The organism is Rhizobium sp. J15 (assembly GCF_002531825.1).
GTDB lineage: Bacteria > Pseudomonadota > Alphaproteobacteria > Rhizobiales > Rhizobiaceae > Rhizobium.
On sequence record NZ_NWSX01000006.1, the window covers coordinates 115,032 to 133,981 of the forward strand.

Annotated in this window: 18 protein-coding genes and 1 tRNA gene; 5 read left to right on the forward strand and 14 right to left on the reverse strand. The window is 62.7% G+C overall.

Features of this window, described 5'->3' with window-relative positions:
- Positions 1-49: 49 nt before the first annotated feature.
- Together CO670_RS07005 and CO670_RS07010 are read left to right on the forward strand one after the other, a co-directional pair.
- Positions 50-1,231 carry an ROK family transcriptional regulator gene (locus CO670_RS07005; RefSeq protein ID WP_097589584.1) on the forward strand — a complete coding sequence of 394 codons (1,182 nt, stop codon included), beginning with the start codon at positions 50-52 and terminating at the stop codon, positions 1,229-1,231.
- Positions 1,232-1,304: 73 nt separating this feature from the next.
- Complete coding sequence (locus CO670_RS07010) at positions 1,305-1,598, forward strand: helix-turn-helix domain-containing protein (protein ID WP_097589585.1); 294 nt, start codon at positions 1,305-1,307, stop codon at positions 1,596-1,598.
- A gap of 13 nt (positions 1,599-1,611) precedes the next feature.
- Here the strand turns inward: CO670_RS07010 and CO670_RS07015 are convergent, their stop codons facing one another.
- The gene (locus CO670_RS07015; RefSeq protein ID WP_097589586.1) at positions 1,612-1,824 is read right to left on the reverse strand and encodes a hypothetical protein; all 213 of its coding nucleotides are present in this window, start codon (positions 1,822-1,824) and stop codon (positions 1,612-1,614) included.
- A gap of 186 nt (positions 1,825-2,010) precedes the next feature.
- Here CO670_RS07015 and CO670_RS07020 point away from each other — a divergent pair, with 186 nt between their 5' ends.
- On the forward strand, positions 2,011-2,244 hold the full coding sequence (locus CO670_RS07020) for a DUF982 domain-containing protein (RefSeq protein WP_097589587.1): 234 nt from the start codon (positions 2,011-2,013) through the stop codon (positions 2,242-2,244).
- Between the two features lie 22 nt (positions 2,245-2,266).
- On the opposite strand, the gene CO670_RS07025 is transcribed toward CO670_RS07020, so the two are convergent.
- From CO670_RS07025 to bcsN, 8 genes are all read right to left on the reverse strand, one after another.
- Positions 2,267-2,482 (reverse strand): hypothetical protein, encoded by a 216-nt coding sequence (locus CO670_RS07025; RefSeq protein ID WP_097589588.1) that lies wholly within the window; start codon positions 2,480-2,482, stop codon positions 2,267-2,269.
- A 240-nt stretch (positions 2,483-2,722) separates the two neighbouring features.
- Positions 2,723-2,799, reverse strand: a tRNA-Pro gene (locus tag CO670_RS07030).
- Between the two features lie 98 nt (positions 2,800-2,897).
- Positions 2,898-3,566, reverse strand: a complete 669-nt coding sequence (locus CO670_RS07035; protein WP_097589589.1) for an HAD family hydrolase — start codon at positions 3,564-3,566, stop codon at positions 2,898-2,900.
- A gap of 78 nt (positions 3,567-3,644) precedes the next feature.
- Positions 3,645-6,011: a cellulose synthase gene (locus CO670_RS07040; protein WP_097589590.1), complete on the reverse strand. Its 2,367-nt coding sequence runs from the start codon at positions 6,009-6,011 to the stop codon at positions 3,645-3,647.
- A complete protein-coding gene (locus CO670_RS07045; protein WP_097589591.1) occupies positions 6,008-7,054 on the reverse strand; it encodes a glycosyl hydrolase family 8 in 1,047 nt (348 codons plus the stop codon). Before CO670_RS07045 ends, CO670_RS07040 begins: the two co-directional genes overlap by 4 nt.
- Positions 7,051-9,465 carry a cellulose biosynthesis cyclic di-GMP-binding regulatory protein BcsB gene (locus tag CO670_RS07050; RefSeq protein WP_097589592.1) on the reverse strand — a complete coding sequence of 805 codons (2,415 nt, stop codon included), beginning with the start codon at positions 9,463-9,465 and terminating at the stop codon, positions 7,051-7,053. Before CO670_RS07050 ends, CO670_RS07045 begins: the two co-directional genes overlap by 4 nt.
- Positions 9,462-11,654 carry a UDP-forming cellulose synthase catalytic subunit gene (gene bcsA, locus CO670_RS07055; protein ID WP_097589593.1) on the reverse strand — a complete coding sequence of 731 codons (2,193 nt, stop codon included), beginning with the start codon at positions 11,652-11,654 and terminating at the stop codon, positions 9,462-9,464. The genes CO670_RS07050 and bcsA overlap by 4 nt, the downstream gene beginning before the upstream one ends.
- Before the next feature lie 58 nt (positions 11,655-11,712).
- Positions 11,713-12,693, reverse strand: a complete 981-nt coding sequence (bcsN, locus tag CO670_RS07060; RefSeq protein ID WP_097589725.1) for a cellulose biosynthesis protein BcsN — start codon at positions 12,691-12,693, stop codon at positions 11,713-11,715.
- Positions 12,694-13,058: 365 nt separating this feature from the next.
- Here bcsN and CO670_RS07065 point away from each other — a divergent pair, with 365 nt between their 5' ends.
- Entirely contained in the window at positions 13,059-13,376 is a 318-nt protein-coding gene (locus CO670_RS07065; RefSeq protein ID WP_097589594.1) for a DUF1236 domain-containing protein, read from the forward strand.
- Between the two features lie 40 nt (positions 13,377-13,416).
- Here CO670_RS07065 and CO670_RS07070 read toward each other — a convergent pair whose 3' ends face one another.
- Positions 13,417-15,060, reverse strand: a complete 1,644-nt coding sequence (locus tag CO670_RS07070) for a response regulator (RefSeq protein WP_097589595.1) — start codon at positions 15,058-15,060, stop codon at positions 13,417-13,419.
- Positions 15,061-15,225: 165 nt separating this feature from the next.
- On the opposite strand from CO670_RS07070, the gene CO670_RS07075 reads away from it, so the two are divergent.
- On the forward strand, positions 15,226-15,573 hold the full coding sequence (locus tag CO670_RS07075) for a response regulator (RefSeq protein ID WP_097589596.1): 348 nt from the start codon (positions 15,226-15,228) through the stop codon (positions 15,571-15,573).
- 114 nt (positions 15,574-15,687) lie between these two features.
- Here the strand turns inward: CO670_RS07075 and CO670_RS07080 are convergent, their stop codons facing one another.
- The 4 genes from CO670_RS07080 to plsX all read right to left on the reverse strand — a co-directional run bounded on the left by CO670_RS07080 (position 15,688) and on the right by plsX (position 18,863).
- A complete protein-coding gene (locus CO670_RS07080) occupies positions 15,688-16,230 on the reverse strand; it encodes a MerR family transcriptional regulator (protein WP_097589597.1) in 543 nt (180 codons plus the stop codon).
- A gap of 149 nt (positions 16,231-16,379) precedes the next feature.
- Complete coding sequence (locus CO670_RS07085; RefSeq protein ID WP_088677111.1) at positions 16,380-16,718, reverse strand: integration host factor subunit alpha; 339 nt, start codon at positions 16,716-16,718, stop codon at positions 16,380-16,382.
- Positions 16,719-16,824: 106 nt separating this feature from the next.
- Entirely contained in the window at positions 16,825-17,796 is a 972-nt protein-coding gene (locus CO670_RS07090) for a beta-ketoacyl-ACP synthase III (protein ID WP_088677362.1), read from the reverse strand.
- Between the two features lie 20 nt (positions 17,797-17,816).
- A complete protein-coding gene (gene plsX / locus CO670_RS07095; RefSeq protein WP_097589598.1) occupies positions 17,817-18,863 on the reverse strand; it encodes a phosphate acyltransferase PlsX in 1,047 nt (348 codons plus the stop codon).
- Positions 18,864-18,950 lie beyond the last annotated feature (87 nt).

Sequence of the window (18,950 nt, forward strand, 5' to 3'; positions counted from 1 at the left end):
TGGCCCTCATTAAGTATGCGCTCCGAACTAATTGGAACGGGCTATCCGGATGGCAAAGACATCTCCTGTCGCTGAGACTCCCATCGCACGAAAAATTTCCACGAACGCAGTGATCCGAACCGTTCTGGCGAACGGGTCAATCTCCCGCGCCGATATCGCCAAGTTGACCGGCCTGTCAAAACAGACGATCTCCGATGTCGTCCGCGATCTCGAAAATGACGGGTGGCTGAAACCCGTCGGGCAAACAGACGGCCGTCCGGGCCGGAACGCCATCACCTACGAAATCAATGCCAGGGCAGGCCTGGCCGTCTCCATCGATCTTGGGGGCACCAAGATCGCCGCGGCTGTTTGCGATCTGCTCGGTAACGTCGTTGCCGAAACCAAGGTGCCGACCGACCCGCGCGGCGGAATGCACCTCGTCAATCAGTTCAGCGATCTCATCGTCGAGCTTGCGGTTGCGGCCGGGACGACCGCCGACAAACTCCGCCTCGTGGTTCTGGGCAGCCCCGGCGTGCTCGATCCGGCCACCGGACACATCAACGTGGCGCCGAACATCCCCGGCATCGATGCCATAAATCTGAAGCAGGTCTTCAGCGACAGAATGGGCATACCTGTCATCGTCGAAAATGACGTCAACCTGGCCGCGCAAGGGGAGCGCTGGCGGGGACATGGTGTCGAAACCGGCAATTTTGCTTTCATTGCTCTCGGAACGGGCGTCGGCATGGGCATCATCGCCAACGGCGCTCTGATGCGCGGCGCGCGCGGCGCGGCCGGCGAAATCGCCTATCTTCCGATCGGCGGAGATGCTTTCGATCCCGGCGGCTTTACGCTCGGCACTTTTGAGAGCGCGGTCGGCAGTGTCGCGATGCTGCGCCGCTACACCGGGTTCGGCGGACGCAACGCCTCCACCGTCGCCGATCTCTTCGCCGCGTTCAACGCAGGAGAAACAAGCGCCGTGGCCGCGATCGAAGAGACGGCCAGACTGGTGGCGGTCGCCATAGCCGCCATCGGAGCGACTCTCGATCCCGAGATGGTGATCGTCGGCGGCAGCATCGGCGCCAGACCGGAATTGGCAGACGCCATTCGGCGTTTCCTGCCGCGCTGCACGCCCTACCCGCCACGCATCGAGATCAGCCGCTTCGGGAACCGAGCCTCCCTCATCGGAGGCGTGGGGATCGCGGTCGAGCGCATGCATGACGATCTGTTTGGCGTAAAATTCAGGGAAATCTGAAGAATGCGCCGGCAGTTGAAGAGAGGCCGGCGCGCCACTTGAGAACTGTGTTCGATGCGCTAGATTTTCCGTCATGATAACGGCAACGCAGATACGCGGCGCACGCGCCATGATCGGGATGAGCCTCGAAGAGCTCGCCGCCGCAAGCGGTCTCACGCCTGAGACCGTTGCGGCGCTGGAAAAAGGCGAATGGATGGGGGAGCCGCATGCGTTGCTCGATCTGCGCGCAACGCTCGAGGCGCAAGGCATCATCTTCCTGTCCAGCGGCAATCAAGACGAAGGCGGCCCCGGCATCCGGTTGCGTGCGCGCACCTTGAGCGATGACGGCATCCGGCCGGAAAACCTCAACGCCGCCAACGACGACTGACGGAACCGAACGATCAAAGATAGGTCTTGGCGAGGTCGGCGAGTTTACCGCCGTCCCTCACGCCCTGCCTATAGAGCTGAATGATCACCGCGCCGATCCGCTCGGCCTCGGGCGTCGTCCTGTTGAGACCGCGTTCATCGCAGACCTTGTCGAGCACCTGTGAGAGGAGATCGAGGTCTTCCGAAAAAAGCGGCAAATCATGGGGGTGAATTGACGATCGCAACATCACGTCACAGTTCCCTCCGAGGGCAAACGCATCTGACGCTTGCATCGCCGGACGCCCTCCGCAACCGACAATATCATCATTATGCGCGAGGGTCCGAACTTTAGCAACTACGCAAATTTCGGCGGAACGATATTTTGTCCCGTGCGTTACCGCGAGGTTTTAAAGTAGGAATCAGTGAGTGCAGACGTGAGCGAAAAGCGCTTTCCCTCCCCCGTCCGGGTCCTTTCTCCAAACAGCAGCCTGATCGTTTCCACCGCCTGGGATGCCGTCGAATACTTGAAACGATGGCCGGCCAAGCGCGGGCGCGATTATCGCGCGGCTCTCCAGCACTGCCTGGACGCGCTGGATGGACTGCGCAGCCCACGCGCGGCACAGGCTTCCTTCGTCACGGCGGCGAAGAGGGCCGGATTGCTGCTATGAGATCACTTCTGCACTACATGCTTTAGCTGCTGCGGCCACTGGCGGCGAATTGAGGATGAATGGAGCCTTCCATGATCACCTTGGCGGTGATCTCGACCACCCGCTCCTCGGCGAGTTCCGCAAGCGCGAGCGCCACTTCGCCCTCCGGCCAGCCGGCTTTGACGGCCTCGTCCGACAGAGCCTGAAACGCGCTGGCGAGGGCCTGCCTGCAAGTTAGATTCTGCTTCATATCCGCCATGCGCTCGCACTGGGCTATCTGGGACTGGGATAATGTTAATCTACACCTATTCGCGAGAATGCGAAGAGGTTTCAGCTCTTTTTCAGTCCAGAACTGGGTTGTTCAGGCAAGAAGCGGGTATAGCCTTAACAAAAGACAACAAATATCCCATCCTCAAACTAGAGGAGTCCCAAAAAGAACTACCGGATTTGTTTGCGACTGCACTCTGGGGGAGTATTTCGTCGCGTTATTTATTTTAAATGGTCGGGGCGACTGGACTTGAACCAGCGACCCCTTGACCCCCAGTCAAGTGCGCTACCGGGCTGCGCTACGCCCCGACCTGCCGAAACGGCTTGCTTCGTTTAGTTTTTCAGCGCGTGCAATGCAAGCGGAAAAAGCCTGTCTCGCAGAAAAAGGAGGGACTTAGCGACGATGGTCAGATCGCGGCCAGCATCAGCCGGCCTTCGGCGGTCTGGCGAGGCTGGAAGGCCTGGTAGTTGGCGATCGAAAAATGCGGCGTTGCGAAGGGCGTCGCGTGGGTTTCGGTGATGACGGCGACGTCAGCGCCTGCGGCTTCGCCGGCGAGAATGCCGGCAACCGCATCTTCGAAGACCAGGCATTTCGACGGATCGACGCCGAGGCGGCTTGCGCCGAGCAGATATCCCTCGGGGCTGGGTTTGCCCGACTTGACCTCCCCGCCGCTGACGATGACCTTCGGCATCGGAATGCCGGCAGCTGCCATGCGGCGCCTGGCGAGTTCGATCGGAGCCGAGGTGACGATCGCCCATTTGCCATCGGCGATGGCGCCGAGGAAGCGGATGGCGCCGGGGATTTCGACGATGCCGGCGACATCCTCCATCTCCTCGGCAAGCAGCAGATCCGCTTCATGGGCGGGATCGACATCGGGCAGACCGAGCCCGCGGATGACGTCGGAGGCGCGGATGCCGTGGATCGTCTTCAGGAAGACCTCCGGCTCGAAACCATGGCGTCTTGCCCATTCGCTCCAGACGCGCTCGACGACGGCAATGGAATTCAGGAGCGTTCCATCCATATCGAAGAGGAAGGCGTCGTAAGACCTGTCGAGGATGTTGTGGAGAGCGGACACGGGCGTTTCCTTGCGGGCGACGAGGCGCGGACGGCCCCTCAGGCAGGCGAGTAGCGGAGAGCGGCGGCGACGTCAACGTCAGTTGTTGACGTCGGGGTGGGTCGCGTTGCGCAGGTCCGCAAGGCCGCGGGCCGCATCGCGACTGCCGGTCGCGGCGGCGGCCTGGAAGATGCGGCCGGCATCGTCGTACATCTTCAGATTGAGATAGCAATAGCCGCGCAGCACCATCAGGTCGATGCGCTCCTGCTGCAGCTGGGCGCGCTGATCGAGATAGATGAGCGTCTCGCGATAACGCCCGGCATCGAAGGCCGAAAGGGCGCGATCGGCGAGGATCGCCACCTGGAGCTCGGCGGCACGCTGGCGATTCTGCGGCGCCTTGGTGGCTGCAACGGCCGCATTGCTGGAAAGGCCGGCACGCAGATAGGCGAGGCTCTGGCCATAGGCTGCATCCTCGCGAACCCTACGCACGGGGCTCTGCAATGCCGCCTCGAAAGCGGAGATTGCCTCCATCGGACGATTAATGTCCATCAGGCACCAGCCGCGCGACAGCGCGTCGTTCGGGCTCAGCTGCGCAGAGTCGACGGTCGTCGAGCAGCCGCGCGTCTGGCGCGGACCGCGCCGGACGGTCACGGTCTGCATTGCGGATCTTGCCGCACGAACGGCCATTTCCGGCTCCGGCTGCTGGGCGGTGCCGCGTTCGGCCGGAAGCGGCTCGATGGCGGCGGGGCGCTGCGTCGGCTGCTGCGGAGCCTGTTTCTGCGGGGCGAGCGCAGCCTTCTCCGGCGGCATGACCGCACCCGGCGTCAGAGCGGCCGTGTCTTCCAGATTGGCGATCCGGGCCGAACGGCCGGCCCAGGCGCGCTGGAGGTCGGCCACAGCCTTGCGGTCGTTCAACTGTTCGCGGGTAATGACGAGGCCATAGGCGGAGGGTTCGTCATCGGGTTTCCAGGCGAGCGCCGTCTCGAACCAGCGCGCGGCGGTCTGGAACTGATTGAGAGAGCGGGCGTACCAGCCGAACTGCTGCGCCGTCGGCGCATATTTCCTGGCAATGATCTCCGCGGCGATACGGTGCAGCACGTCTTCGGCCAGATCGGCCGGCGGCTGCAACGCCATCAGGTTGGCGGTGGCGGCGAGATAGGTGGCGGTCGCATCGTCGGAATCGGCGCGCCAGCGGAACATCACGTCCTCGGCTTCCTCAGGCGCCTTGCGGGCAATCAGCGCCAGCGCCAGCCCCTGCGAAGCGGCCGCCGAATCCTGCTTGGCGCGGGCGGCGCGGAACCACTTCTCGGCATCGGCATCGTTGTTGCGGCGAAGCTGATACCAGCCGAGCAGCAGCGCATCCGAGGCAAGGCCCTCGGTCGCGGCGAGTTTTTCCACGCGGGCGACATAGTCGGGCGCGATGGCGAGCTTCGGATCGTCATTGCCTTCGGCCACAAAGCGCCGTGCAAGATTATCGCGGATCGCATCGAATTCCCTGCTGCCGCCGGCGGCCGGCTTTTCCAGCGCCAGCAGCGCCTGCATCGGCTGGTAGCCGAGCAGCGTCGAGGCCTTTTCGACCGTCGCCTGCCGCTCGGCGGGATCGGTGCAATTCTTCAGGATATAGGTGTAGGCATCCTGCCCGCGCTGCGCCCTCTTCGTCTGGACGAAGGCTTCGGCGACGCGCCAGAGAACGTCGACCTCGCTGCAGGTCAGCAGGCTCGGCGTTACGGCAGCGATATCGACCACGGTCGCATATTGCTTGAGGTCCGAAGCATTCACGAGGCGGGCGCGGGCTTCGACGACGTCGAGGCGGTCGAGCAAATCGGCCGGCGGCTGCCAGCCGGCATCCTCGGCCTGACGGTCGGCGATCGCCTTGCGCAGCTCGGCATAGCGGCCGTCGGAATAAAGCTGCCACATGGCCTCGAGCCGCTTGTCGCCATTCTGCGGCACGGCGAGCGGATCGGCCGGCGGAACCCAGTTCGGATAGAGCGCCTGAAGGCGGGAAATTTCGGCCTGCAGGCGCACCTTGTCGCCGCGGCTGGCGAAATAACGCAGCGCGCTTTCATCGACAGCAGGCTGTGGCTGCGGCTGTTCTGCGGCCTGCTGCGGTGGCGGCGGCGCCGAAACGATCGGAGGCGGAACCGGCGTCGGCTCTGCGGTCGTCTGTGGCACAGCGGGTTGCGGTGCCGCAGGCTGCGGCGCAGCCGTTTGCGCCTCGGGTGCAACCGGTGCCGACGGCGATGGAGAAGTAATCGCCTCGATCTTATCAGTGACACTCTGCACGTATTCGGGATCGACCGCCGGAGCGTCGCTGGGCTTGATCCGGCCCATCATCATCAATTCCGGCGCCGGCTTTGCCGCGGGTCCAAGGCCGAATTTTTCCTGCAGAGCGCCACGGTCCTTCAACCCGGTGACGAGGGTCGCCACCACGGCTGCCGCCGAAATCGCCACGAGAGAAGTCTTCACAGACACTCCGGATGCTTCTCCCCAATATAGGCCAGCCCCAGCAGCTGAAGCGTGGACGGATAATAGAGTGCGGGCGCAAATTGCAGAGCCGAAGCCGGCAGCTTGGTCCCATCGATTACACAGGCCAGAACATCGTTAACAATTCGATAACCAGGGTCCGACAGCACGGCCTTCGGCCGGCCGGTGGTCAGATCGACGGTGGTGGGAAGGCCGTCCTGCAACATGCCCTGCTGCAGGTGGGTCAGCAGCGCCTTGTCGGTCACGCCGCCACGCGCGAGATAAAGCGGTATGCGAATGGCGTTATAGGCGAATTCGGCATCGAACCCCTCCGCGGGCCGTGGCTGGCCGCGCAGGCTCACCCATTCGGCCGGAAGCTTGCGCGGGCCGAACTGCATCGTCTTCAACAGCGCCACGCCGTCTTCCGACAGTTTCTTCCAGTCATCCGAGGGAGCGAGCACGGCCATCACGGGAATGGCCTCGTAAATCCAATAGGACGGGTTGACGACGGGGCCGTCGTCGCGATCGGCGGCAGTGAAGCCTTCCGCTCCCGGCATCAACAGCGTCCGGCCGTCTGTACGCACCACGGTTTCGGCAAGCAGCGACTGCGCCATGCGGGAGGCGGCGAGGATATAGTCGTCGCGTTTCCACGCCGTACCGGCAAGCGCCAGCGCATAGGCGATCAGCATGTCGCCGTCGGTGGCATTGTTGGTGTCGGTGACATGCGGTTTGACGTTCGGATCCCACTTCCACACGGCCAGACCATCGTCGCGCAGCAGCAGTTCCGTGCGGGTAAAATACCAGATCTGTTCGAAATCGGCGGGGCTTGCCGAGAGGTAGGCGAGCAGCAAGCCATAGCCCTGCCCTTCGCTATGGCTGATATTGCCGTTGCCATTGTCGACGATGCGGCCGGACGCATCGAGAAATTTCGCCTTATAGGCAGACCATGCCCCTGCATTGATCATCGCCTGCTGCGCGAGGGCGGGCGAGCCCACGGGAGAGAGTGCGACCGTTGCCGCAAACAGGAGCGCGATCCACCCTCTCATTGCGACCGACCCAGCCTTCTCAGCATGCTCGACGTGGCGAAGCCGATCAGCAATACGAAGACAACAAGCAGGAAGGCATAGGACAGGATGTTCGTCGACAGCCAGTTGGCGGCGATCAGGCGGTAATTGCCGATCGACCAGGGCGTGGACGGGACGAAATCGAAACGGGTGACGGGCACCGTGTCGACCTTGCCTGTCTTGCTCGAATAGGTGGTGATGTGGCCCGATATCTGCGACCAGTTCAATTGCTCGGTCACGGCCGCGAGCCCTTCGCGCAAATCCTTCGCCGAAGGCGCCGTCACCACGGTCCATGAGCCGCCTCCGGCCGGGCTGGCGCCCTGAGCGACCAGAAGCGTGGCGGCGTTGGACGGCGTGAAGATCTCCTCGGCGCCGGGCACGAATTGCAACGAGCTGCGGGAAATATCGAAATTGCGCCACAGCCATTCGCGGAAGGCGGTGATCCGGCCGCGCAACACACCGCCGCTGACCTTGGAATTCCACTGTTCGAAGGCCGCGCCGGTATCAACGACCGCTGTCTGCGTATCGACGACGGGCCGCCACGATGCCTGGCTGGTCGTGGAGACATTGGTCTGCGTCAGCACGGTCGCCGGCATCTGCGAGATCGAGCCGATGAAGATCGCATCACGATCGCCGATCGTATTCGGCGAGGCAACGGTTTCGACCGAGATCGGATGGCCGGCCACGATCGCCATCTGGCCAAGAAGCGTGGCAGCGGCCGAAAGCGTATCAGGGTCGGCGCGGTCGATGAAGAGCGGCACGGGCTCAAGGTCGCGGCCATAGGGATAGGCGGTGCCGGCGACCGCGGCCAGGTTCGGCCGCTGACCGACGCGGGCAAAATCGGGAATATGCAGTTCCGAGGTATCGAAGAGGGCAAAACGCGGATTGGCGCCGGCGTTGGCGCCGGGTGTGCAGGCCGCATCGTCCTTGGTCATCAGGATCGCCTCGATCGCAATCGAATTGAGGCCGGGCTTGAAGTGACGCATCGTCATGCGGATCGGCAGATGACGGAGAATGCCGCCCGATGTCGTGGTGATCGGCACGGTGGAGGCGATGTTGCCGTTGACGTAGATGTCGATATGGCTGCCGGGCAGCACATTGTCTGTGTAGGCGGCGTCGAGCAGCACCTTCGCTTCGCCATACGCGTTGGCGTAGAAATCGGCCGGCACGCCGATGTTGAAGTCGGTCCGGAACCGCCGCCCCGAGAATTCGGTGGTCTTCACGCCGAGCTGCGATAAAGCGACGTTCGTGTCGGAAAAGATGAGCGGCGCATTCGGCGCGCTCCAGCGTTCCGTCGTCAGCACATCGCGGCGCGTATCCGGGGATCTGTCCGTCGGGGCGACGATGGTGTCGATCGCCGAGGAGACCGCCTGCCAGGAAGGACCGCTGATCAGCAGCACCGGCGAGCCGCTGCGCGGATCGGTAACGAAGGCGGCGAGCGCGGCACTTTCGGCCGCAGGCGGAAGGCTCGGAAAGAACGGCCGCAGCTCCGCCGCGGTGCCGACGAGCACGCTGAGCTTGCCGGGTCCGGTGACCGGAAGCGAGCCCGTGCCGAAAGCGAAGACCTGGTTCGGCATGCTGCTCAACACCGACAGGCCCTGCGCCAGCCGCAGCAGCGGTTTGGTCGTTCCCGGCTGTTCCAGCGCCGGGACAACGATGTCGAACTCGGTCTTGCCGGCGCTGTCGACGCCGATGGCGCGGATGGCATCTGCGCTCGATAGCTCTGCGGCATCCCGGCCGGCGAAGCTCATATAGGTTCCGGCCGGATCGATGTTCGACCACAGTTCATAGGTGGACTGGATGCTGCAATCGGTGCGATGGCGCTGATCGGCTTCAAAGGTGACGAGGTTGGCGCCGGGCTGCAGCAGACCGGAGGGAATTTGGAAAGTGACTGCCGACGGGCCATCCGGCGAACTGATGCGTTGCTGGCCGATCGGACGGTTGTTGAGGTAGATGGTCAACGCGGACGCCTCGGGCGCGGCGACGATCGAATTCTGGTAGGCGAAGGTAAAGCTTGCCTTGGCCGCCGCCTGCTCCGGCGTCAGATAGACCGACCATGACCGGCGGTCGTATTCCCCGGCAAGAGCAAGTTTCGAAAACGGCAAAACATAGCGGCGGACATCGACGGAGCGCGGCGGCGAAGCTGGATTTGCCGCCACGGCAGGCTGGGGCGCGGGCGCCGCCGGCTGCGGCTCGGTGGCGATCGGTGGCGGAACGGCAGCCGGAGCGGCGGGAACCGGCGCCGGCGCCGCAGGAGCAGCGGCCGGCGCCAATCTCGGAGCAATGGGCGCACCGGGCGGCCGCTCGCCGGACATGTCGAAGGGCGCCGTCTGCGCCTGGGCGAAGACGGAAGCATGGAGCAAAATGAGCGACGCGGCGACGGCTGTTCTCATCCGGCGTTGACCTTTGCCGTTCGCTGCTGGGCTTCCTTTTCCGGCCGCATGCTGCGGAAGAGATAGATCAGGCCGCGGCTCGTCTGATAGAGCGACAGGCCGAGGAACCAGATGGTGCCGCGGATGATGCCCGGATTGCGGCGGCGCGACTCCTGGAACTGGGTCCACTGGTCGGAATTGGCAAACATCAGGTCGGCGATCAGGCGATGGTCGAGCGCGCTTTTCGGCACGTACTGGCAGCCGACATTGGTGATGTCGCCCGACGGCTCGATGTTGCGGACGATGAGCGGCAAGGTTGCCAGCTCCGCGCCGCTATAGGGCCGGAAGCGGATTTCGCCGGGCGCGCCGACGAGCATCTCGTCGAGATGTTTGTTAAAGATATGAAGCCTTGCGCCGTGGACGGAAACATCCTCGATCGAAGCCGTGTACCACTTGCCGTTGGCGGAGAATTCACAGCGCCGGTTGACGCGGACGCGGCGGGACAAAGCGCGCTCGCCGCGCTCCGACACGACGCCGAGCGCGCAGCCGGCCATGATCAGGTTGATGACGTTCCAGCCGCCGACGACGAGCGTCACATCGGCCTTATAAGGCTCGGCATAGATCTTGTAGATGGTGATGACGAGCGCGACGATCTGCACCGCGAAGATGACGAAGAACGGACGGCTGATCTCCGACAAGCGGCTGACGGAGATCGATTCGTCCTTGGCGGTCACCTTGAAGGTCGGCTTGCGCGGGTTGAGCATCACCGAGACGACGGCCGGCAGCAGATGAACGGTCTGCACATATTCGTAGAGCTCGGAAATCCACGGCCAGCGGAACGAGCCATAGAGATAGTTCTGCATCATCAGATTCACGAGCAGGTAGGCCAGCGTATAGGCGAGGAACTCGCCGCCGGAGGCCGTGAAGATTTCCAGATCGAAGAACAGGTAGAAGAGCGGCGCAAACAGGAAGATCGTGCGCGGGAACGGGAAGAGCCAGAAAAGCGTGGAGGACATGTAGCAAAGACGCTGCGGGATCGATAGCCCACGCTTCAGAAGCGGGAACCGGAAGCGCAGGATCTGCATCATGCCCTGCGCCCAGCGGCTGCGCTGGCCGATGAAGCTGGCGAAGGTGGCGGGCTGCAGGCCGGCGATCAGCGGCTTGTCGACATAGATGCTGTTCCAGCCGCTGCCATGCAGCGCCAGTGCCGTCTCACAATCCTCCGTGATGCTGATGCCGGAAAAGCCGTTCTGGGATTCGAGCGCCTTGCGGCTCAGAACCGCGGCCGAGCCGCAGAAGAAGGCAGCGTTCCATTTATCGAGGCCGCGCTGGATGATGCCGTAGAACATTTCGTTCTCGCTCGGCATCTTCTCGAAGGTGCGCAGGTTGCGCTCCAACGGGTCGGGATTGATGAAGAAATGCGGCGTCTGGACGAGGAAAAGCTTCGGATCGTCTTCGAAATAGCCGACGGTCTCGAGCAGGAAATCGCGAGTCGGTGCGTGGTCCGCGTCGAAGACGGCGATGAGCTCGCCGCTCGAATGTTTCATGCCGTTGTTGAGATTGCCAGCCTTGGCATGCTCGTTGCGGTCGCGCGTGAGGTAGTTGACGTCGAGATCCTCACAGAGCTGCTTCAACTCGGTATGGCGGGCAGCCGCCGCCTGGGCCTCGAGCAGCTTGCCGGAGTTGCGCTTCTGCAAGGTGCCGCCATCGTCAAGCAGCCAGACATGCAGCTTGTCGGCCGGATAATCCATGGCCTTGGCGGCGGCCAGCGTGTTTCCGAGAAGGCCGGCGTCCTCGTTGTAGGACGGCACGAAGATGTCGACGTGAGGAAGGCGTCCGGGATTTGCGGCGCGCGAGGGGCGTGGCGGCAGCGGTGTCGCGACGATGAAGAGGCTGAGCGCCAGCATCGCGACGCTGTACATCTCGGCAAGATAGAGCAGCAGGCCGGGGATGAAATTTTCCGGCTGATTCAAAGGCGGAAGCGTGTTGGTGGTGCGCCAGTAGACATAGCGCAGCACGATCGACGTGCCGAAGGCGAGCGCCACCAGGCGCCAGGTCCCCTCGCCCTTCAGGATCTTGATCAGCGCCATGACGGTCACGACCGTGATGCTGGTGATGAGCTGGGTCTGCAAATTGACCGGAAGCGTGATCAGCACGATCATGCAGAGCGAAACCACGGCCCAGATGATGACACTGCGGGCTTTGCGCATCGACCTTCCTTCGAAATTGCTCAACCGGAGGCACCGTCGGGCGCTCCAGATATGCTCATTATTTCCGGCAGGCGGCCGTCATGGCCGCGTCGCCTATGCAGTCCGGCGACGGCACGGTGACGCCGATCGCCCTTGCGAATTGTTCGACAGGCGCAGCCAACGGGGCCGGCTTCGCGCTCGCCTGCGGCGCCTCGCCCGGCAGCGGCACGCGCGGGCCGATGGGCGCCGGCAGCGGCGCGGTATTCTGCGCCGGTTGCGAAGCTGGGGCACTGCGGACCGGAGCTGTCCGCGGCCGGCTGACAATGGCGGGCGCCGGCTCGTAGCCGATCGGCATCGGGCCGGTGCGATAACCGCCTTCGTCGGGATAGATCGGCTGACCGGTGCGTCCGAGCGCTGCGTCGGCGGGCGGCGGATTGCCGTACGGGTTCCATATCTCACCGTCGAAGGTGCCGGTGACGGTGTAGCCGTAGACGATGCCGAGCAGCTGGCGCTCGCTCGCCCTGGCGTCGCAGAGCCGCAGGCGCAGCTGGATCATGCCGAAATTGCGCGCCTGAGTATTGGCAGACGCGCTCGAGCGGATCTGCTGCCAGGCATAGATGCACGTGTCGCCGGCGCGGCTTTGGCCGGCGGCATAACCGAAGGGGCCGTAGCTGTTCTGCAGAAAGGTCGCCGAGGTCGCCATCGGCACGCCGGGAGCCGAGCGCGCCACCTCGCGGGCAATCGCACCCTCATTGATCATCTTGTAACCGGCATTACCGGTGCCGGGATTGGCGCCGGAGGCGCCGAAGAACTGGACCTTCAGGAAATTCTGGCCGGGCACGGAGGATGAGGTAAACAGCGAGATCGTCTGCTCGACACCATTGCCGTGCTTGCGCTCCACGACGCTGACGATCGACGGGCCGCCCGGCGGCGGCAAAACCAGCGCCTTTTCGGGCGCAACGGTCTCTGGTCCCGACGGCTCGCGTACACCGCCTGTCGATGTGCAGCCGGCTATCGCGCCCGCCACGGCCACCAGCGATATCGTTTTCCGCAAGTGCATATCTCGAGCCGCCGCAATCGTTTCCCAGATATCCATTCGCAAGCCGAAACGCGACGGATCTTCGAATCAACGACCCACGGGCCGCCTACCGGACATAAACCGCCAACATGGTTAACGAAGAGTAACCAACCGCGCCTCGGCGTCACCGGACGAACCCATGCTGGATGCTGTTAGGACGACTCAACCCTATGATGCGCAAAGTGATTCGCCAACAACTTAATCGGTCTTCCCCCGGCCTTCGCCCCCGCGGCGATTGTTGAAGCGCGCACAAAAGCAGACATAGAAACGCTGCCGCCGGGACATGGGGAACCATGAAGCATGGCCGACGTTGCCTTCGTGTCTGGGGTAGGAAAAGGAGAACACCCATGCGCAAGACCATGCTGGCTGCGGCCGCCATGCTGACCATCTGCTCTTCCGCATTCGCGCAGAGCAGCGTCATCGTCACCGATCCCGCACCGACCAACTCAACTGTGGTACTGCCCGGCGAGGTGCGCACTTATGTGATGGAGCAAAATACGCCGTCCGTCGTCTATGACGGCGACGTCGTGGTCGGCACGACGCTGCCCGACACGATCGAAGTGCATACCGTGCCGAATGTCGACGGCTACGCCTATACCGTCGTCAACGATCGGCGCGTCATCGTTGAGCCGCAGACGCATCGCGTGATCCAGGTTTTGGAATAACACGATCTGAAGGCAGCGGGCGTGCGGCCTTGTTGCGGCCTCACGTCCGCTCGTCGTGTACCCTTCCTGGCACGTTCAGAATGTCGCGGATCTTGTGGGCCAGCTGCTCCAGGCTGAAAGGCTTGGCCAGCAGGGAAACACCGTGATCGAGCACGCCGTTGTGGACGATAGCATTGCGCGTGTAGCCGGTCGTATAGAGGATGCGGATCGCCGGCCATCTTTCCTCGACGATATCGGCAAGCTGGCGCCCGCTCATCTCGGGCATGACGATATCCGTGAATATCAGGTCCACCGCCGCATTTTTCTCAAGAATGAGAAGCGCCTCCGTGCCGCTCGCAGCCTGCAAGACGGTATAGCCCAGCTCGTGCAGGCTCTCGGCAGTCATGGTGCGGACGTGTTCGTCATCCTCCACCACAAGAATCGTATCATTGGCGCTGCCCTGAGGGATCGGCCGAGAGCCGGCGCTCGCGCGGGCGTCGGCCGCACCGACATGCCTCGGAAGATAGATCTTGACCGTCGTGCCTCTATCGATCTCCGAGTAGATCTTGATGTGGCCCCTGCTCTGCTTGATGTAGCCATAGACCTGGCTGAGGCCGAGGCCGGTCCCCTTGCCCGGCCCCTTGGTCGTGTAGAAGGGATCGAAGGCGCGATCGATCACATCAGGCGACATGCCGGTTCCGGTGTCGGTGATGCTGATCATCACATATTGGCCGGCATCCACTTCCGAGTGCATGCGCGCATATCGCTCGTCGAGTTCGGTGTTGGCGGTCTCGATCGTCAGATGACCGCCGCCCGGCATGGCGTCGCGGGCGTTGACGGCAAGGTTCAGCATGGCGTTTTCAAGCTGGCTGAGATCGGCAAAGCTCGGCCAGAGACCGCCGGCAAGCACGGTCTCGATGCGGATATGCTCGCCGAGCGTACGCCGCAGCAGCTCCGACATGCCGCCGACCAGCTTGTTGACATCGATCACCTCGGGAGCCAGCGGCTGCTGGCGCGAGAAGGCAAGAAGGCGCGCGGTCAACACCGCCGCCCGCTGGGCGCCGTCCTTGGCATTCTGGATGGAATTCAGCAGGCGCGGATCCTCGTTTCCGGTCAAGCGCCGCTGGGCAAGGTCGAGATTGCCGATGATGATCGCCAGCATGTTGTTGAAGTCATGGGCAACGCCGCCCGTCAGCTGACCGATCGTCTCCATCTTCTGCAACTGGCGCACCTGCGCCTGAGCGGCAGCATTCTCTTCCATTTCATGCCTGAGTTCGCCCGTGCGCTGCGCCACCGTCTCTTCCAGACGCTCGTTGAAACTGTTGAGCTCGTCGCGAAGGCGGCTCTGCCTGGCATGGGCGACGATGATCATCTCCATCAGGCCGATGATGATCACGGCATTGATGAGATAGGTCGAAAGACCGACCCATTGCCCGGCGCTGACAGGCCAGAAGACATCATGCGGCTCGACGAAGAACTGCTGGACGACGAAACAGGCGAGCATGGCCGCGACGAGGCCGGGTCCCGCGCCGCCGATGAAGCTCGCGAACAGGATCGCCGGAAGGAAACTCAGGAAAGGAAACCCGGAAAGATAATCGCTGGCGGCAAGCCTCAGAAGAAACGTCAATCCAACCGCGGCGAAAGCCAGCGGATATGTAAAAGCGGGCCTCTGACGCAACCAGTCCGTGGCACTCAGCAAATCCATTCCAGACTCTTCCCTCCGCTTCGACACCGGCATTCCAGCTTTTGCACATCGAATTTCACCCGGCAATATGCAGTTTCTCGCACTGCCGTGCAGGACGTCTTGACGAGCCGCATAAGCAGTCCACATATCTGCATGCCCGGCAAGGTAAATGGGTGGACGGGAATCATGAAAGACATATTCATCGTCGAAGACGATGCGCTGATCGCCATGTTGCTCGAGGATATGCTCAGCGATCTTGGCTACCGGGTCTGCGCGAGCGCCCCTGATCTGGAACGGGCGCTGGCAACGGCCAAAGACTCGGAATTCGATGCCGCGATCCTGGACGTCTCGCTTGCCGGCCACAGCTCGCTGCCCGTCGCAAAGCTACTCGACGAACGCGGCAAGCCCTATCTCTTCGCAACCGGGTATGGCAGTGCGCCGGAAGGCAGCAGCGCAGGCACGCTGCCCGTCTTGCGCAAACCCTTCCAGCTCAGCGAGCTCGAAGAGGCGATGAAGCGGCTGACTGCAGCGTGACGCATGTCGCGCAAAAGTGTGCAGCGGTTTTACGGCAACGACATGCGTAAAAACAACACTTAAAGCGCAAGGAGCGAATCCAAAAGATCGCGACGCGCTTTAGGACCTTCCTGCTCAGCGCACCTGATCGAGCAGACGCTTGCATTCCAGGAGATCGTAAAGCGCCTCCTGCAGCAGCGCCCTGTCTTCCTTGCCGACGCTCGACTTGCCGATCGAGACTTCCGGCTGGTCATCGTCTCCGGCGACGAAGTTGAAGAAGCGGCGGGTGATCGGCGGCTTGGCGCGCCCGACGATCTGATCTTCCTCGGCCATGCCGACGCGCGGTTCGCCGGCGCCCGCCTCCTGCACGCCAGACGCAAGCGCCTCGACGCTGGCGAGATCGCCATGGCCGACAGCGACGACGAACTTGTTGCCGTTGGTCTTCAGAAGTTTCTGGACGCCCTTGATCGTATAGCCGTGATCATAGAGGAGATGCCGGATGCCCTTGAGGAGATCCACATCCTCCGGCCGATAATAGCGACGGCCGCCGCCGCGCTTCATCGGCTTTATCTGGGGAAAGCGCGTTTCCCAGAAGCGCAGCACATGCTGCGGCAGATCAAGATCGTCTGCAACTTCGCTGATGGTGCGAAAGGCATCGGGGCTCTTGTCCAACGTCATACTGCTACGCGACCTCGCGGCTCGATCCAACGGCGACTCATCATATTTCAAAGGTTTGGCGCCGACAATTCAAGTCATGTCTTGACGTTGCGCACAGCCAAGGACAGCGCGAGAGGAAAAAACTGCCGTCGGGAAACGGGAAGTCGCGATCAGGAGGCCGGGTTTTGCGGCTTCAGCTTGACCTTGCGGGCGACATGCGCCTTGAGGATGCGCGTCTTCAGGACGTTCGAGGCCTTGAAGGTCATCACGCGGCGAGGTGAAATCGGAACCTCCTCGCCCGTCTTCGGGTTACGGCCAATCCGCTCGTTCTTGTCGCGCACCTGGAAGGTCGCGAAGGAGGAAAGTTTTACGGTTTCGCCGCGCACGATGGCGTTGCATATTTCATCGATGACGGTTTCGACCAGTTCGGCGGATTCGGTCCGGGAAAGCCCTACCTTTCGGAAAACGGATTCCGCCAGGTCTGCTCGCGTCACTGTTTTTCCCGTCATGGTTTCCCCGCCCATTACAAAATATTTTGTGAAAGCGAACGAAGAGTATTTGTCTTGCGCCTTACGGTCAAGCTCTTGTTCGCCGCCAGTTTTTTAGGATTCTTGCCTACCAGCGCAGCAAAACTGCGCCCCAGGTGAAACCGCCGCCCATGGCTTCGAGCATCACGAGATCGCCTTTCTTGATGCGGCCGTCGCCGGCAGCGGTCGCAAGGGCGAGCGGGATCGAGGCGGCCGACGTGTTGCCATGCAGGTCGACGGTGACGACGACCTTCTCCGCGGCGATGTTCAGCTTTTTCGCAGAGCCGTCGATGATGCGCCGGTTGGCCTGATGCGGCACCAGCCAGTCGAGGTCGTCGGCAGTGGTGCCGGTCGAATCGAAGGCGGCCTGGATGACATCGGTGATCATGCCGACCGCGTATTTGAAGACCTCGCGGCCCTCCATGCGCAGCTTGCCGACCGTTCCCGTGCTCGACGGTCCGCCATCGACATAGAGCTTGTCCTTGTGCGAGCCGTCGGAGCGCAGATGCGCCGTCAGCACGCCGCGATCGGCAGAGGTACCCTCGCCTTCGGCTGCTTCCAGCACGATCGCACCGGCGCCGTCGCCGAAGAGCACGCAAGTGGTGCGGTCGTTCCAATCGAGGATGCGCGAAAAAGTCTCGGCGCCGATGACCAGAACACGCTTTGCAAGGCCGCCGCGGATATAGGCGTCCGCGGTCGTGACCGCATAGACGAAACCGGTGCAGACGGCTTGGACGTCGAAGGCGAAGCCGTGGCTCATGCCGAGACGGTTCTGGATGTTGACCGACGTCGCCGGAAAGGTGTTGTCGGGTGTCGAGGTAGCGCAGATGATGAGATCGATATCCGCAGGCGTAAGCCCGCCATTGGCAAGGGCCGCGCGTGCGGCAGCCTCGCCGAGCGAAGCCGTCGTCTCGTCATCGCCGGCGACGTAACGCTGGCGGATGCCGGTGCGCTGGACGATCCATTCGTCCGACGTATCGACGATGGCCTCCATGTCACGATTGGTCATCACGCGCTTCGGAAGCGCGGCTCCGAATCCGCGAACCACTGAACGGATCATATTCGATTGAACCCCGTAGCTCATGCCGCTTCCGGGCCTATGGGAGGCAGCCGCTTGGCATGGTATTTCTTAAGATCGTTTTCTATTTTCTGATTGAGGCCGTTCTTAGCCATGTCGTAGCCGACCTCGATGGCCGCGGCGATGCCTTCGGCATTCGCCCCGCCATGGCTCTTGATGACGATGCCGTTCAGGCCGAGAAACACGCCGCCATTGACCTTGCTCGGATCGAGCTTCTCGCGAAGCATGTCGAAGGCGCTCTTGGCGAAGAGGTAGCCGATGCGGGCAAGCAGCGTGCGCGACATGGCCGCACGCAGATATTCGGCGATCTGCTTGGCCGTGCCTTCGGCGGTCTTCAGCGCGATATTGCCGGAGAAGCCTTCGGTGACGACGACGTCGACAGTGCCCTTGCCGAGATCGTTACCCTCGACGAAGCCGGAATATTCGAGCGAATCGATGTTCGCCTCGCGCAGAAGCCGGCCGGCCTCCTTGACCTCTTCCTGGCCCTTCACCTCCTCGACGCCGACGTTCAGAAGGCCGATCGTCGGACGCTCGATCTCGAAAAGAGCGCGCGCCATGGCGCCGCCCATCAGGGCGAAATCCATCAACTGCTGCGCATCGGCGCCGATCGTCGCGCCGACATCGAGCACGATGCTCTCGCCCTTCAGCGTCGGCCAGATCGCCGCAATCGCCGGGCGCTCGATGTTGGCCATGGTGCGAAGACAGAACTTCGCCATCGCCATCAGAGCGCCGGTATTGCCGGCCGAAACCGCGACGTCGGCATCACCCGTCTTCACCGCCTCGATCGAACGCCACATGGTGGAGATATAGCGGCCGCGGCGCAGCGCCTGGCTTGGCTTCTCCTCCATGCTGACGGCCAGCTCACAATCGTGAAAGACCGATTTTTCCTTGAGTTTCGGGAACCTGGCGAGAACCGGTTCGCATTGTTCCTTGAGGCCGTAGAAAACGAAGGAAATATCCGGATGCCTTTCCAGCGCCTTGGCGGCGCCGGGGATGACAACCTGGGGACCATAGTCGCCACCCATGAGGTCGAGAGATATTCTGATCACGCGTCCCTGATCCTTCTTTTCGCCGAGGGCGAAATTTCGGCCAAAATACCGGTTTTGGCGTCCCTTACAACTGAATTATGTCAAACG

Coding starts and splice junctions, on each gene's coding strand:
- CO670_RS07005 (WP_097589584.1), top strand. CDS start 50: ATGGCAAAGACATCTCCTGTCGCTGAGACTCCCATCGCACGAAAAATT.
- CO670_RS07010 (WP_097589585.1), top strand. CDS start 1,305: ATGATAACGGCAACGCAGATACGCGGCGCACGCGCCATGATCGGGATG.
- CO670_RS07015 (WP_097589586.1), bottom strand. CDS start 1,824: ATGTTGCGATCGTCAATTCACCCCCATGATTTGCCGCTTTTTTCGGAA.
- CO670_RS07025 (WP_097589588.1), bottom strand. CDS start 2,482: ATGGCGGATATGAAGCAGAATCTAACTTGCAGGCAGGCCCTCGCCAGC.
- CO670_RS07045 (WP_097589591.1), bottom strand. CDS start 7,054: ATGAGAGGGTGGATCGCGCTCCTGTTTGCGGCAACGGTCGCACTCTCT.
- CO670_RS07050 (WP_097589592.1), bottom strand. CDS start 9,465: ATGAGAACAGCCGTCGCCGCGTCGCTCATTTTGCTCCATGCTTCCGTC.
- bcsA (WP_097589593.1), bottom strand. CDS start 11,654: ATGCGCAAAGCCCGCAGTGTCATCATCTGGGCCGTGGTTTCGCTCTGC.
- bcsN (WP_097589725.1), bottom strand. CDS start 12,693: ATGCACTTGCGGAAAACGATATCGCTGGTGGCCGTGGCGGGCGCGATA.
- CO670_RS07065 (WP_097589594.1), top strand. CDS start 13,059: ATGCGCAAGACCATGCTGGCTGCGGCCGCCATGCTGACCATCTGCTCT.
- CO670_RS07070 (WP_097589595.1), bottom strand. CDS start 15,060: ATGGATTTGCTGAGTGCCACGGACTGGTTGCGTCAGAGGCCCGCTTTT.
- CO670_RS07075 (WP_097589596.1), top strand. CDS start 15,226: ATGAAAGACATATTCATCGTCGAAGACGATGCGCTGATCGCCATGTTG.
- CO670_RS07080 (WP_097589597.1), bottom strand. CDS start 16,230: ATGACGTTGGACAAGAGCCCCGATGCCTTTCGCACCATCAGCGAAGTT.
- CO670_RS07085 (WP_088677111.1), bottom strand. CDS start 16,718: ATGACGGGAAAAACAGTGACGCGAGCAGACCTGGCGGAATCCGTTTTC.
- CO670_RS07090 (WP_088677362.1), bottom strand. CDS start 17,796: ATGATCCGTTCAGTGGTTCGCGGATTCGGAGCCGCGCTTCCGAAGCGC.